Annotated in this window: 14 protein-coding genes; 7 read left to right on the top strand and 7 right to left on the bottom strand. The window is 34.2% G+C overall.

The genetic code is table 11. From position 1 onward, the window contains the following. Positions 1-163: 163 nt before the first annotated feature. Positions 164-1,129: an ABC transporter substrate-binding protein gene (locus FS802_RS27180; protein WP_000673897.1), complete on the top strand. Its 966-nt coding sequence runs from the start codon at positions 164-166 to the stop codon at positions 1,127-1,129. Between the two features lie 379 nt (positions 1,130-1,508). Further along, positions 1,509-2,858, top strand: coding sequence for a peptide MFS transporter (locus tag FS802_RS27175; protein ID WP_000338304.1), 1,350 nt, complete (start codon positions 1,509-1,511; stop codon positions 2,856-2,858). A gap of 38 nt (positions 2,859-2,896) precedes the next feature. Here the strand turns inward: FS802_RS27175 and FS802_RS27170 are convergent, their stop codons facing one another. Continuing rightward, complete coding sequence (locus FS802_RS27170; RefSeq protein WP_000382684.1) at positions 2,897-3,076, bottom strand: acid-soluble spore protein H; 180 nt, start codon at positions 3,074-3,076, stop codon at positions 2,897-2,899. A gap of 191 nt (positions 3,077-3,267) precedes the next feature. Continuing rightward, positions 3,268-3,555, bottom strand: a complete 288-nt coding sequence (locus FS802_RS27165) for an ArsR/SmtB family transcription factor (protein WP_000081429.1) — start codon at positions 3,553-3,555, stop codon at positions 3,268-3,270. An 824-nt stretch (positions 3,556-4,379) separates the two neighbouring features. On the opposite strand from FS802_RS27165, the gene FS802_RS27160 reads away from it, so the two are divergent. Next, positions 4,380-5,999, top strand: coding sequence for an L-lactate permease (locus FS802_RS27160; protein WP_000109124.1), 1,620 nt, complete (start codon positions 4,380-4,382; stop codon positions 5,997-5,999). Between the two features lie 41 nt (positions 6,000-6,040). Here FS802_RS27160 and aspA read toward each other — a convergent pair whose 3' ends face one another. The 3 genes from aspA to gloA2 all read right to left on the bottom strand — a co-directional run bounded on the left by aspA (position 6,041) and on the right by gloA2 (position 9,438). Then, positions 6,041-7,474, bottom strand: coding sequence for an aspartate ammonia-lyase (aspA, locus tag FS802_RS27155; RefSeq protein WP_098654558.1), 1,434 nt, complete (start codon positions 7,472-7,474; stop codon positions 6,041-6,043). Between the two features lie 171 nt (positions 7,475-7,645). Further along, positions 7,646-8,944, bottom strand: coding sequence for a hemolysin family protein (locus FS802_RS27150; RefSeq protein WP_098654557.1), 1,299 nt, complete (start codon positions 8,942-8,944; stop codon positions 7,646-7,648). A 107-nt stretch (positions 8,945-9,051) separates the two neighbouring features. Next, the gene (gene gloA2 / locus FS802_RS27145) at positions 9,052-9,438 is read right to left on the bottom strand and encodes an SMU1112c/YaeR family gloxylase I-like metalloprotein (protein ID WP_001017670.1); all 387 of its coding nucleotides are present in this window, start codon (positions 9,436-9,438) and stop codon (positions 9,052-9,054) included. 91 nt (positions 9,439-9,529) lie between these two features. On the opposite strand from gloA2, the gene FS802_RS27140 reads away from it, so the two are divergent. The 3 genes from FS802_RS27140 (at position 9,530) to FS802_RS27130 (ending at position 13,407) form a co-directional block, all read left to right on the top strand. After that, a complete protein-coding gene (locus tag FS802_RS27140; protein WP_098654556.1) occupies positions 9,530-10,708 on the top strand; it encodes a NupC/NupG family nucleoside CNT transporter in 1,179 nt (392 codons plus the stop codon). Positions 10,709-10,893: 185 nt separating this feature from the next. Beyond that, positions 10,894-11,910, top strand: a complete 1,017-nt coding sequence (locus FS802_RS27135) for an LCP family protein (protein WP_282914420.1) — start codon at positions 10,894-10,896, stop codon at positions 11,908-11,910. A 234-nt stretch (positions 11,911-12,144) separates the two neighbouring features. Next, positions 12,145-13,407, top strand: coding sequence for a VanW family protein (locus FS802_RS27130; protein ID WP_098707818.1), 1,263 nt, complete (start codon positions 12,145-12,147; stop codon positions 13,405-13,407). A gap of 39 nt (positions 13,408-13,446) precedes the next feature. On the opposite strand, the gene FS802_RS27125 is transcribed toward FS802_RS27130, so the two are convergent. Both FS802_RS27125 and FS802_RS27120 read right to left on the bottom strand, forming a co-directional pair. Further along, positions 13,447-13,719, bottom strand: coding sequence for a hypothetical protein (locus FS802_RS27125; protein ID WP_000288799.1), 273 nt, complete (start codon positions 13,717-13,719; stop codon positions 13,447-13,449). 15 nt (positions 13,720-13,734) lie between these two features. Further along, entirely contained in the window at positions 13,735-14,253 is a 519-nt protein-coding gene (locus tag FS802_RS27120) for an RNase A-like domain-containing lipoprotein (protein ID WP_064477118.1), read from the bottom strand. A 399-nt stretch (positions 14,254-14,652) separates the two neighbouring features. Between FS802_RS27120 and FS802_RS27115 the strand changes: the two genes are divergently transcribed. Continuing rightward, a complete protein-coding gene (locus FS802_RS27115; RefSeq protein ID WP_098654554.1) occupies positions 14,653-15,201 on the top strand; it encodes a TVP38/TMEM64 family protein in 549 nt (182 codons plus the stop codon). Positions 15,202-15,218 lie beyond the last annotated feature (17 nt).

Below are 15,218 nucleotides of genomic sequence, written 5' to 3'. Positions count from 1 at the left end.
CCCCTTCAATGTATAATGATACGTTGTAAGTGTATTTCAACTTAATTCTCATTGTCAACGATAATGAGAACTATTTTCATCGATATGTATTGACAATCAAAAGATAAAAGCTTAATATCATGCTTGCTATTGAAAAAACTTCTCAGTATGTAGGGGGTACATAATGAAATTCGTGCAAAAGAAATCGTTTACAGTATTTGTATTTTTACTAGCCTTTTCACTACTTTTAAGTGCTTGTGGAAAATCAAATACGAAAGAAGAATCAAAAGAAGATACGAAAAAAGAAATGATTACTGTGGAACATGCAATGGGTAAAACAGAAGTTCCCGCTAGTCCAAAACGTGTAGTTATTTTAACAAATGAAGGCACTGAAGCTTTACTCGAGTTAGGTGTAAAACCAGTTGGGGCTGTGAAATCTTGGACTGGTGATCCATGGTATCCACATATTAAAGATAAAATGAAAGATGTAAAGGTTGTTGGTGATGAAGGGCAAGTGAACGTGGAAACAATCGCTTCCTTAAAACCAGACTTAATTATCGGTAACAAAATGCGTCACGAAAAAGTGTACGAGCAACTAAAGGCAATTGCACCTACTGTGTTCTCTGAAACGCTACGTGGTGAATGGAAAGATAACTTCAAATTTTATGCAAAAGCATTAAATAAAGAAAAAGAAGGTCAAAAGGTTTTAGCTGATTACGATAAACGTATGAAAGATTTAAAAACTAAACTAGGCGATAAAGTAAATCAAGAAATCTCTATGGTTCGCTTTATGCCTGGTGATGTTCGTATTTATCACGGTGATACATTCTCTGGTGTTATTTTAAAAGAACTTGGATTTAAACGTCCTGGAGATCAAAATAAAGATGACTTTGCAGAGCGTAACGTATCTAAAGAACGTATTTCAGCAATGGACGGCGATGTATTATTCTACTTCACATTCGATAAAGGAAACGAGAAAAAAGGTTCTGAATTAGAAAAAGAATATATCAATGATCCTCTATTTAAAAATTTAAATGCAGTGAAAAACGGTAAAGCATACAAAGTTGACGACGTTATTTGGAATACAGCCGGTGGTGTAATGGCTGCTAACCTACTATTAGATGATATCGAAAAACGCTTTGTTAAATAATATTTCCCTAACCAGCTCCCTTCTATGGAGCTGGTTATTTTTTGATTCACTTAAATGTCACATTATTTCATTTTGTATTTTTATTCCCAATATGTTATATTATAAAAGTAAATAGAATATATTTTCTCTATATCAGAATAAATATTTTAATCTAAATTTTCTGATTAATCACTATTTTATTTTCTTTTAGAATTCAATTATTACATTTGAAAACGCTTATTATCTAGTTTTCAGGGAAAAATACAGTAACGGTTGAAGAAAAATAGATTTTTTTAGAAATTTTCTTTCTATTTCCATATAATTCTATTGACTTCTAAATATTTTGTGAATTAAAATAATTACATAAATATCCGTTATACAGGATTAGGGGGAAACAAACATGGATGCAGCTTTAAAATTAGACAAAGCTGGAGAGCAACAATCACCAAAAAAACATCCACCAGGATTATATTTGTTGTTCTTTACAGAGGCATGGGAAAGATTTAGTTATTACGGAATGCGTGGCTTATTAGTTCTTTATTTAACAACGAGCTTAGTAAGCGGCGGTTTAGGATTTGATAAAGCAGTTGCTGTACAAATATACGGTATTTTCACAATGTTAGTATACTTCACACCAATTATCGGTGGTTGGTTAACTGACCATTTCATTACGAAGCGACACGCCATTACTATTGGTGGTATCATCATGGCAATTGGTAACTTTGTACTATTTTCAATGAATACGAAAACTGGACTATTTTTAGGATTAGGATTATTAGTTATCGGTAACGGATTCTTCAAACCAAATATTTCGACTTTACTAGGTCAATTATATAGCGACAACGATTCTCGTCGTGATAGTGCTTTCACTATCTTCTACATGGGAATTAACTTAGGAGCTCTTATCGCTCCATTCATTTGCGGTTACTTCACAGATTACAAATATGGATTCTTAACAGCTTGTATCGGTATGATCATTGGACAGGTTGCTTTTAATTTCTTAGCACCTCGTTACTTAGGAACAATTGGTACAACTGTTGTAGGTAAAAAGTCTAAAGAAAAAACTGCAAAAGTAATTGAGAAAAAACCTTTAACATCACAAGAGAAAAAACGTACAGCTGCAATTTTAATTTTAACTTGTTTCGTTGTATTCTTCTGGGCAGGCTTTGAACAAGCTGGTAGTTCTTTAACACTTTACACAGATAAGTTCGTAGATCGTACAATTGGTGGATTTACAATTCCAACACCTTGGTTCCAATCTGTAAACCCACTATTCATTATCTTACTAGCATTACCTGTTTCAGCTTTATGGATTAAGCTTTCAAAAACAAAAAATGGTGATTTAAAAATCCCAACAAAAATGGCACTAGGTATGATTTTACTAGGTATTGGATACTTAGTTCTAACTTTAGCTGTTTTAAAAACTGGTAGTGATGAAGGTAACATTACAATGAAGGCAAACTTACTATTCATTGTATTCACTTACATGTTCCACACAATCGGTGAATTATTCTTATCACCAATCGGATTATCTATGGTTAGTGCAATCGCTCCTGTTAAATTAGCTTCTTTATTAATGGGTGTATGGTTAGCTGGTACTGGATGTGCAAACTTCTTAGCAGGACAATTAGCTGCTTTCACTCAATCTTTAGGATATTTAGAAGTATTCGCAAGCATCGGTGTTATCGTAATCGTACTAGGATTAGTACTTCTTATGTTCTCTAAGAAAATTGCACATATGATGGAATAATAAAAAAGACGCTTCTAAAATTAGAAGCGTCTTTTCTATTAATTCTCCTCTAAAGCCGTCACGTTCACGTGAACGCTTTCTCCAGGATTAGATACATCATACACTTGAGCAACTCCACTCTGCTCGTCACAGCTCTCAATCCATACTGGTACGCCCTCATATGTAACGTCAATTCTACTTGAAGAAGATAAGATTTGTTTCACACGTTTTACATCCATACTACTATTCCTCCTTTTCCTTACTACACTCCTTTCTATCTTTTCTTTTCCCTTTAGAATATATTCCATATAACAACATGTTAATTGATAGCCTTTTCTTCCTTACATGCTAACATTTACTCTCATATCACCTTTCTGACAAATAAAAAAAGACGTATATCCCACACGTCTTTTTCCATAATATTCAAATTTTAAGAAAATAATGTTTTTACAACTTCACTTACTTTATCATTATGAATTTGATAATACACTTCTAGCCCTCGTCTTTCAAAGCGCACTACTTTATTTTGTTTTAATTTCGTTAAATGTTGTGAAACCGTTGATTGTGGAATTTCTAATACTTCCTGTAATTGTGTTACGTTACAAGTTCCACGTTGCATTAGTTCCATTACTAGACGTAGACGCAACGGGTGCGCTAACGCTCTTAACATTTGTACATCTTCTTCTGAAATACGACATTCGAATTGATTTTGGCTCATAAAGTTCCCCTCATTTTCGTTTTTATTTTCTTTTTATTTATTTATATATCTGTTCTTATATTTCCTGTTACGACATAACTTTATCAACCTATAAAGCTGAAAATTTTTTCCACCTTTATCAGGAAAGAATTCAGGAAAAATTCCTTGCTGATTTTGAATATTATACTATATGATATAATGAAAAAGCAAAAGTAAGGGCTATGAATACTTTGCTTACAAACGTTGTTTTATCAGGCTTTTTGTTATATTTTCACCTCACTGCAACGTACAGTAATGATATTGTAAAATACCGTCTATAATTGATAACCTTTCGTAACGTATTTGGGTTATATTTAACCTCTTTGTTATGCTAAAAGGAATTTTCAGTAAAAAGAGATACTTTAACATTAAAAATTAACTTATTTCTTTTTAAATTCGTATTCAATAGCTTGAACTGTGATGAAATACTTCCTATTAAATGCATTTGCTTTCTCTACCTTACTAGATCAACTCGGGCGAGCATGTTACCACCTATCAAAGCTTAAGTATTCCAACACCCTATATACTTGATGTAAAGACGTCATCTAACATATAAGATTAATGATATACGAACAAATAAAACAATATAGAAATAACTTCAAAAAGCAAACTCAAATCTATTGGCGTTTGCTTTTTGTCTACTTTATGAACAAAGCATTTCTTTTAATACTATTATGGAATAATTATACTTTTTTACGTTGACAATAGTGTTGAAGGAGAATATACTAAGCATGTAAGTTGATTGTGAATTGTTTCACAAATAATGTGAATTTCTTCACATAAAATAGATAGGAGTTGTCATTATTATGAGTACTTGGACACAAATTTATGACCCATTAAACAATATTTGGTTATCTGCACTAATCGCAGCACTTCCAATTTTTTGCTTCATCATTTGTTTAATGGGACTGAAAATGAAAAGTTACATGGCTGGTCTTTACAGTGTGATTGTCGCTATTATTCTTGCTATATTCGTTTATAAAATGCCAGCAACTGTAGCTGTAGCATCTGCCGGATTCGGTGTTTTATCTGGATTTTATCCAATTTGTACTATCGTTATCGCAGCAATTTTCCTTTACAAATTAACTGTTAAAACAGAGCAATTCAACATTATTCGTGATAGTATTTCAAGCATTACAAATGATCAACGTTTACAAGTATTATTAATCGCTTATTCTTTCGGTGCTTTCTTAGAAGGCGCAGCTGGTCTAGGGGTTCCAGTTGCTATTACAGCTGCATTACTTGTAGGTATGGGCTTTAATCCATTAAAAGCAGCAGGTATTTGTTTAGTAGCTAACATCGCTGGTGGTGCTATGGGTGCTATGGGTATCCCAGTTACAGTACCAGCACAATTAACTGAGCTAGACGCATTAACTATCGGTCGTCAAACTGTTCTTATTTTACCATTCATTAGTATTGTTTTACCTTTCTTACTTGTTTCAATGGTTGATGGAATTAAAGGTATTAAAGAAACTTGGCAAGGTATTCTTGTAAGTGGTTTTTCTTTCGCTATTACTCAGTTCCTTGTGACTTACTTCTTAGGTGCAGAACTTACTAATATTTTCGCAGCCGTTGTAAGTATGGTTTCTCTAGCATTATTCTTACGTGTTTGGCAACCAAAATCTTCTTCTACAGAAGAAAAACAAGAAAAACAAGAATCTCATACATTCAATCAAATTTTATATGCTTGGTCTCCATTCGTATTCTTAACTGCATTCGTAACAATCTTTAATTTAAAACCAATTAAAGCTTTATTTGCTCCGGATGGCGCACTAGCAAACTTAGTATTTAACATTCAGTTCCCTGGTCTTCATAATGCTGTTATGAAAACTACACCAATTACAAAAGCTGATACACCTTTCGCAGCTGTTTTCAAGTTTGATGTATTCTCATCTACAACTACTGCAATCGTATTAGCAATTATTGTTTCACTTATCGTTTACCGCGTAAAAGGTAAAATGGTTAAAGAATTAATAGTAGAAACAATGAAAGAACTAAAAGCTCCAGTATATACAATCTGTAGCGTTATCGCTTTAGCTTACGTAGAGAACTACTCTGGTATGTCATCTACACTTGGACTGGCATTCTCTTCTACTGGTAATGCATTCCCAGTTCTTTCTCCAATCTTAGGATGGATTGGCGTATTCATTACAGGTTCAGTAGTATCAAGTGGTTCATTATTCGCACCGCTTCAAGCAGTAACTGCAGATCAATTAAATATCGTTCCTTCTACTCTTGTTGCATTAAACGTAGTAGGTGGTACAATGGCAAAAATGGTTTCACCACAATCTGTAGCCGTTGCTTGTGCAGCAGTTGGACTAGTTGGTAAAGAATCTGCCCTATTTAAAACAGCGATGAAATACAGTTTAATCTTCTTAGCTATCATTAGCTTACTTCAATTAAACGCTGTATTTAATATCTTTTAAAAAAAAAACACCGATCCAAATGGATCGGTGTTTTTTTCATATTACATCTTCTTATTCTTTAATAAAGAAGCACCAGCAATTTCAGGATGCGTCATTTCGAACGGATCTAGAATAATATCCAATTCTTTTTCTGTCAGTACACCATGTTCTAAACATAGCTCCCTAACAGATTTTCCTGTTTCAATTGCTTCACGTGCAATACGAGATGCTGCTTCATAACCAATATGAGGGTTAACTGCTGTAATAATTCCAACACTTTTCTCTACATATTGCTTCAGCAATTCTTCATTTGCTGTAATTCCTTTAATACAATATTCACGGAATACACGGAATCCGTTATTCATAATACTGATAGACTGAATTAAATTAAATACGAGTACAGGCTCCATTACGTTTAACTCTAATTGGCCTGCTTCTGATGCTAAGCAAATTGTATGATCATTACCAATTACTTGGAAAGCAACTTGATTAATTACTTCTGCCATAACAGGATTTACTTTACCTGGCATAATAGATGAACCTGGTTGACGAGCTGGTAATTGAATTTCTGCCAATCCAACACGTGGACCAGATGCCATAATACGAAGGTCATTCGCAATTTTAGACATATTCATCATACATACTTTTAATGCCGCAGATACTTCTGTGTATGCATCTGTGTTTTGCGTTGCATCAACTAAATGCTCTGCACCAACAAGTGGGAAGCCGCTAAATATTCGCAAGTGTTTAACCACTTGTTCAATGTACGTAGGGTTTGCATTTAATCCCGTACCAACAGCTGTCGCCCCCATGTTCACTTCATATAAATGTTGGCGAGACTGTTTAATTCTTTTTATATCACGCTCAAGCACTCGGCTATACGCTTCAAATTCTTGTCCAAGACGAATCGGAACAGCATCTTGTAAATGTGTACGCCCCATTTTAATGACGTGATCGAACTCTTTTGCTTTTTCACGGAAAGCAGCATGAAGTTCTTCCATTGTAATAAGAAGTTCTTCTAACATCATAAGAGCTGCAATATGAATTCCCGTTGGAAACGCATCATTCGTTGATTGAGCCATGTTCACATGCGTGTTTGGGCTAATTTTCACATACTCGCCTTTTTCATATCCCATACGTTCTAAAGCTCGATTAGCGATTACTTCATTTGTATTCATATTAATAGAAGTTCCAGCACCGCCTTGGATTGGGTCCACGATAAATTGATCATGGAATTTTCCATCAACAATTTCTTGCGCTGCTTCTGCAATTTCATATCCAATGTCTTTAGCTAAGTAACCAGTATCCATATTTGCAAGTGCCGCCGCTTTTTTCACAATTGCCATTGCCGTAATGAGTGACGGATGAATGCGATATCCTGTAATCGGGAAGTTTTCTACAGCACGTAATGTTTGTACCCCATAATAAGCTACACTCGGTACTTCCTTTTCACCTAAAAAATCTTTCTCTATACGTATATCCTTCGTTGCTATCATTTTCATCACCTATACTTTTCATTCTAAATCCTTATCTAAAAAATTCGCCTCTAAAAACACGAGTATCATTTAGAAGAATTTTTCAGTATCCACCTTCACTATATAGCACCTTTTTTGAAAGCGCAAACATTTATTTTTCTATATATATCTTTTATAAAAATTTATAGAAAATCATTCTTCTACCTTCTTTATTTCCACTCGTTTAATTTGATGCATATCCTTTTCAAGAACTTTAAAAGAAAAGCCGTGTTCTTCAATACTATCTCCTTCAGCAACGATTTGCTTTTGTACCATAATCCAGCCACCAATTGTATCTACATCATCAGCGATTAAGTGTATACCAAATAAATCATTTACTTCACTAATAAGCACTTTTCCCTCTACGATTTTACACCCTTCACTTATATGCTCTATAGGCGGGTGTTCATCTTCATCGTATTCATCTCGGATTTCTCCAACAATTTCTTCTAAAATATCTTCTAGTGTAACGATCCCCGCTGTACCACCATATTCATCATATAATACAGCTAATGGAATTCGTTTTCTTTGCATTTGTAATAGCAAATCATGAATAGGAATATTTTCTAACACTTCAATAACTGGTCTTGTATATGGCGTAATCGAGCACTCCTCGTCTCGATTACCATCCATATAACGAATAAATAAATCCTTTACATTAACCATCCCAATAATCTCATCTTTATCTTCACCAAATACGGGATATCTCGTGTACTTTTCTTGTGCGATTATTTTAATATGTGTTTCAAATGGTTCGTCCTCATATAAACCTACAACTTCCGTACGAGGTACCATAATTTCCTTTGCGACTCTATTATCGAATTCAAAAATATTATTTACATATTTAAATTCCCTTTGATTAATCTCTCCGCTCTCATAACTCTCGGATAAGATTAATCGTAATTCTTCCTCCGAATGAGCAACTTCATGTTCAGAAGCCGGATGTAATCCGAATAACCCTGTCACAAGCCTTGCAGAACCATTTAACGCCCAAATAAACGGATACATTACTCGGTAAAAGTAAATAATTGGCTTCGATAATAATAAGCTAACTTGCTCTGCCCTTTGTATAGCGAGCGTCTTCGGAGCAAGTTCACCAATGACAACATGTAAAAACGTGATAGCTGCAAAGGCAATAATAAATGAAACTGTACTTGCAATTGCAGGAGATAGGTGTAGTTTTAAAAACAACGGCTCGAGTATATGTTTTATAGTAGGCTCTCCTAACCACCCAAGCCCTAAAGCAGTAATTGTAATACCTAACTGACATGCTGATAAATACTCATCTAAATTCGAAGTTACTTTTTTAGCTGCCAATGCTCCTCGTCGTTTCTCACTAACGAGTTGATCAATACGACTGCTACGTACCTTAATAATTGCAAACTCAACAGCTACAAAAAATGCTGTTAACGCAATAAGGATGGCTACCATCAGTAATTTTAAAATATCCACATATGTCCTTTAGCTTTCTTAGCTAAAGTTACACCTCCTTTAAAAAAGAAGTTTCACTTTAGTTTCTTCATTTATTTGAAAGCAACCCTATATAAAATTCACCAATTTCAAGCCTCATACAACTCTAAAGGCAAGCCATCAGGATCTTGGAAAAAGACAAATTTTTTATCCGTAATTTCATCCATACGTATCGCTTCAGTCTCCACACCGCATTGTTTTAAATGGTTTACAGCTTCTTCTATATTTGTAACAGCAAATGCTAAATGTCTAAGTCCAGCTGCTTCTGGAAAACTTGGGCGCTCAGGTGGACTAGGAAATGAAAATAATTCAATTTGATACTCTTCCCCTACACATAAATCTAACTTATAAGAATCTCGTTCTTTTCTATATACTTCATTTATCGCTTTAAAACCTAATATCCGAGTATAAAAATCCTTTGACAGTTCATAATTCGAACAAATAATTGCAACGTGGTGCACTCTACATATATTCATGCTCTCTCTATTCCTTTCTTTACCAAAGATGCATATTCTCCCTTGAAATGAAAAACATATATAGCAGAATATCTCTTTTAGGGGGCTTACTATGAAATTTATTACTTTTTTCGTGGGACTTATCGTTGTTCTCTTCCTTGCTTATATTGCTAGCAACAATAAGAAACATATTAAATTTAAACCAATTTTCATCATGCTTATTATACAGTTGATTTTAACCTATTTATTATTAAATACAGAAATCGGCCTCATACTTATTCGGGTCATTTCCAGTCTGTTTACAAAGCTACTCGAGTATGCTGCTGATGGTATAAACTTTGTATTTGGCGGTCTTGCCAATAAAGGTGAAATGTCATTTTTCCTTACTGTATTATTACCAATTGTCTTCATTTCCGTCTTAATTGGTATACTACAACATTTCAAAATACTACCATTTTTTATTCATTGGATCGGTTACTTCCTTAGCAAAATAAATGGTCTTGGGAAATTAGAATCTTACAACGCTATCGCCTCTGCCATTGTCGGCCAATCAGAAGTTTTTATTACAGTTAAAAAGCAATTAGCTCAAATTCCAAAACACCGTCTTTATACACTTTGTGCTTCTGCCATGTCAACCGTATCTATGTCTATCGTAGGTGCCTATATGACAATGATCGAGCCTAAATATGTAGTAACCGCACTCGTTCTCAATTTATTTAGTGGTTTTATTATCGTACTCATCATCAATCCTTACGACGTTAAAGATGACGAAGATATTTTAGAAATTAAAGGCGAAAAGCAAAGCTTTTTTGAAATGCTTGGAGAATACATTCTAGATGGCTTTCGCGTAGCCATCGTTGTCGGCGCTATGCTCATCGGATTCGTCGCATTAATTAGCTGCATTAATGACCTATTCCTCATTATATTCGGCATTACTTTCCAGCAATTAATCGGCTACGTATTTGCGCCTGTTGCATTCCTTATCGGTGTACCAAGTTCTGAAATTGTCACAGCTGGTAGCATTATGGCAACAAAGCTTGTAACGAATGAATTTGTAGCAATGATGGACCTTAGTAAAATTTCTAATAGCCTTTCTCCCCGTACAGTGGGGATCATTTCTGTTTTTCTCGTTTCTTTTGCCAACTTTTCTTCTATCGGCATTATTTCAGGTGCAGTAAAAGGGTTAAACGAAGAACAAGGAAACGTCGTTGCCAGATTTGGCCTTAAATTACTATATGGAGCTACCCTCGTTAGCATTTTATCTGCAATTATCGTAAGCATTATGTTGTAATTAGGTAAAATTTTATCATTTTCTTATCCCTATCTTTTGTATACAATAACGAATAGATGTCTTATAAATAATCAAGACATCTATTTTTTATACATGTACAATCGCTTTTATTTAGCGTACAATATTTTTTATGTGTTTGAATGCGCTTCTAGATGTATACACTTTGATAGTTTTAAAGGAGAAAAATGATGAAATCCGATATGAACAAAGACACCCGAGCCAAAAAAGGACACTCAAAGAAAAAACGCCTACTCTGGTTCCTTCTTATTCCATTACTGATTATAGCACTTGGAGCAGGAGGTTACTCCTTCCATATATACAGTAAAGCAAAGTCTGTATTAAGTAATGCCTATTCTGAACTGGGCCGCGGGGATAAATCCAGCAAACGTGAAAAAGCTGTGAAACCTATGACTGACAACATTTCCGTACTTATTATGGGTGTTGATGAAAGTGATATTAGGGACAAGAGTTATGGAAAAGCAACTCGTACGGATGCGCTATTACTTGCAACAATTAATAAAAACGATAAATCTGTTAAACTTGTCAGTATTCCACGTGACTCACGTGTCTACATTAAATCACGTGATAAATACGATAAAATTACACATGCGCACGTATTCGGTGGTGTGGATAGCACAATTGATACAGTGGAGAAATTTTTAGATGTTCCAGTTGATTACTATGTAAAATTCAACTTTAAATCATTTATCAAAATTGTCGATTCTCTTGGTGGTATTACTGTCGATGTTCCGGTTGAGTTTACAGAACAAAATAGTAAAGACGAAGCAGATGCTATTCATCTGAAAAAAGGACGTCAACATTTAAATGGAGAAGAGGCATTAGCGCTAGCTAGAACTCGTCATATCGACAGTGATTATATGCGCGGTCAACGACAACAGCTTGTTTTAGAAGCTATTGCTGCAAAAGCACTTTCTCTTAATTCTATTAATAAAATCGGTGGCCTATTAGACGCCGTCGATAAAGACTTAAAAACAAATTTAACTTTTGATGATATGATGACAATTGCCAAAAATTCAATGGATTCCAATTTAAAAATGGACAAAATGCAAGTAGAAGGTACTGATAAATATATAGGTGGTATTTATTATTACGTTCCAAATGAAACAAGCGTCAATAATATTTCGACAACACTACAAGAACATCTCGGTGTTACGAATAAAAATGAACATAAAAAATTATAATAAAAAGGCTGCTAGATCTTTCTAGACAGCCTTTTTATTATAATTTTCAACATATTTCTCGTACATATTGTGACAAAAAGAGACAATTATTACAACAGTGTAACATTTTTTATAAAAACATTACACACATAGTGGAAATAATAGTATACTAGTACATACATAATGTTATTTTCATCATTTTTATACAAAAAATGTAATACATATATTTATACAAAAATTTCTGGGGGGAAATAAATGAAGCTAAGTAAAATACTGATCGGTTCTGCAATTACTGGAGGCATATTACTTTGTGTAGGCGGTGTTGGTGGATATCAATATGTATCCAAACTAAATAATCAATTAGATACTACTGCATTACCAAATACTACATTTGAAGGTATTTCTCTCGATGGAAAAAATAAAAAAGATATTCAAGCAATTATTAATCAAAAGGTAACTGAATTAGATCAAAAATCTCTTACCTACATATTCCAAAATGATAAACAAACTTACACATGGAAAGATTTAGGTATAAATTATAAAGAAAAAGATATTATCGACAAAATCTTTAAAGAACAAGAAGGAAACGCAATGAATCGTTACCAAATGCGGAAGCAGGCCGAAAACGGTGAATTAAAACGTGACTATAAATTAACAGCTCAATTAAATACAACTGCTTATGAAAGCTTTATGAAGGATAAATATAATGACACATTAAAAAATCCTGTTAATGCAGAATTAAGTGTTGAAGGCTCTACAGTAAATATTAGCCAAAGTCAAAATGGAGAAAAAATTGATAAAGGAAAATTAACTGATTTAACGCAGCAGGCCATTACTTCTGGCTCATCGGACGTTACATTACCAGTTACACTCTTAAAACCTGAGCGTTCTACAGAAGATATACAGAAAATGGGGATTAAAGAAGTAATTGCTGAATATTCAACTCCAATGGCTGGTCGGAATGGAAACCAGTCCTATAACGTAAATAAGTCAGCTAATACTTTAAGCGGAGTTATCGTCGCACCTGATGAAACGTTTAGTTTTAATGGCCGTGTCGGCGTAACAGATGCTGCCCATGGTTATAAATCCGCAGCAGTATTTTCACAAGGTAAAGTTATACAAAGTGCAGGCGGAGGCGTTTGCCAAGTTAGTAGCACTTTATATAGCGCAGCTTTAAGAGCAGATTTAGGAATTGTTTCTCGAAGCAATCATTCTATGCCCGTAAATTATTTACCACTTGGGCAAGATGCAGCAGTGGCAGATTATGGTCCGGATTTAAAATTTAAAAACAATACAGGCAATCATATTTATATTCAAGCATTTTCAAATGGCGGTAGTATTACTACTCGCATTTTTGGTACAAATACTGGTAAAGATGTTGAAGTTTCTTCTCAAGTAGTTAGTAGAACTGGTGATAAAATAACAGCGGTTACGTATAAAAAAGTAACACAAAACGGTGAAGTAGTATCAAATGGACAAATTTCAAAAAGCGTATATAAAAGTGCGCCAACACAATGAGACACCATCAAATTGGCAAACAAAAAAGGCGTGATCTATTCACGCCTTTTTCTTTTGCAATAATAGTAAAAAAGCTTCAAGATGGTCTTTCGTTTCTTCTAAAGACCACATGCGATTTCCTTGCTTCGCAGCTAATACGCACGCCTCTTCCCAAGCGTTTTTTTTCTTCATATATAATAATTCATCGCGTAATTTCAAAACAATTTCTTCATCTTCTTGCTCTATAAACTCTTCCATCACGCCTACTATTTCATCCTCATGGATACTTAACGTACAATACGATTTGAGAAAATATTGTAATGTCGTATACATATTTACTCCCCCTTCTTATTTATCAGATGGATAAGAAGTAATGATCTTATATCCTAAATCTCCTGACTTATCTCTCGCCAAAACAGTAACAGTTTTTACTAACTTGTCTTTTACATTCATATTTTTCTTTATTACCGTTTTTCCAACTGGGAATGAATGAGTTGTATTTAATACGAGACGAGCCTCTTTAGAATTTTTTAACCAATCTTGAATTTCCTTATCATGCTGCTTCAAACTATCTTTTACAGCTTTCGTCGCTGTTTCCTTATCATAGTATGTACTTGCCGCTGATACTTTATCTGTCTTCAAGCGATTCTTCAAATCCTCTTCTGATTTTCCTACATGTCTTTCAATCGTATGACCATTTTTAGGTGGCCCTTCCATTTCATCTAAAATATTATCACTAATTTTTTCTACTGATGTCGATTGATTCCCTGTTTGTTTCTCTGTTTTTTGTTCTTTTCCTGCACATCCACTTAAGATCAGCATTAATGCCAATAAACTACTCAAGAGAAGACTACTTATTCGTTTCATCATATCACCTCTTCCATGATTATTATCGTAACTTCACTAAAAGTCAATTTCACAACGAAAAAACATATACATTTTTAAAATTCCTCATCAATTTTGCCATATTACCACCCTAATTTCATCAAACTACTATTTTGGACCCTCTCCGAAATATACCCCTATATTTTTACGATTATTTCCCGACTTAAAACACCACTTAAAAAACCGAAAAAACACTGTAAATACAGGATTTGTTCGGTTTTTTTAAAACCAAAAAATATACCCCTAATTTTGTATACCCAATACCTATACAAGGTATACAAACGCTGTTTTATCAACAGTTTCCTACATTATGTAAATTTGCACTTGCCTACACAATGGAAATATGGTGTAATGCAAAAAAAAGATAAAGGATTTTAAACAATGGCTGAAACAATTCAAAACTTCTTAACAGACTATTATTCAATCGCAATTCCACTTAGTATCTTAATTAACATCATCATCAGTCTTTTAGGTTTTATCCCTAGTATTTTTTTGACCGCCATTAACATACAGCTCTTTGGTGTAACAAACGGGACCATTATTTCGATCGCAGGTGAGGCATTAGGGGCTATTATCTCGTTTTATATTTATCGTATAGGCCTTCAGAAATTCACTCACAACAAAGTAAATAAGTATCCAAAGGTAGAACGCCTACTTTATGTAGAAGGTAGAGAAGCCTTTCTACTCGTTCTATCGTTTCGATTCATACCTTTCATCCCATCAAGTATCGTTACTTTGTTTGCCGCTCTAGGAAGAATGTCATTACTCTCTTTCAGTATTGCCAGCACAATAGGTAAAATACCGGCTTTGTTAATCGAAGTATATTCTGCCTATCATGTCATGAATGGAACGAATGAAGCGAAGTGGATTATAACAATCGCGGGGGGTGTTGGATTGTTTTATTTGTGGAAAAAATGGAGAAAAAAATAAAGAAGGAGCAGAGGCTC

Origin of the sequence: Bacillus sp. DE0042, from assembly GCF_007680225.1 — a bacterium.
Taxonomy (GTDB): domain Bacteria; phylum Bacillota; class Bacilli; order Bacillales; family Bacillaceae_G; genus Bacillus_A; species Bacillus_A wiedmannii.
Note: the sequence above shows the minus strand (reverse complement) of the source record. Positions and strands in the feature narration are given on the sequence as shown.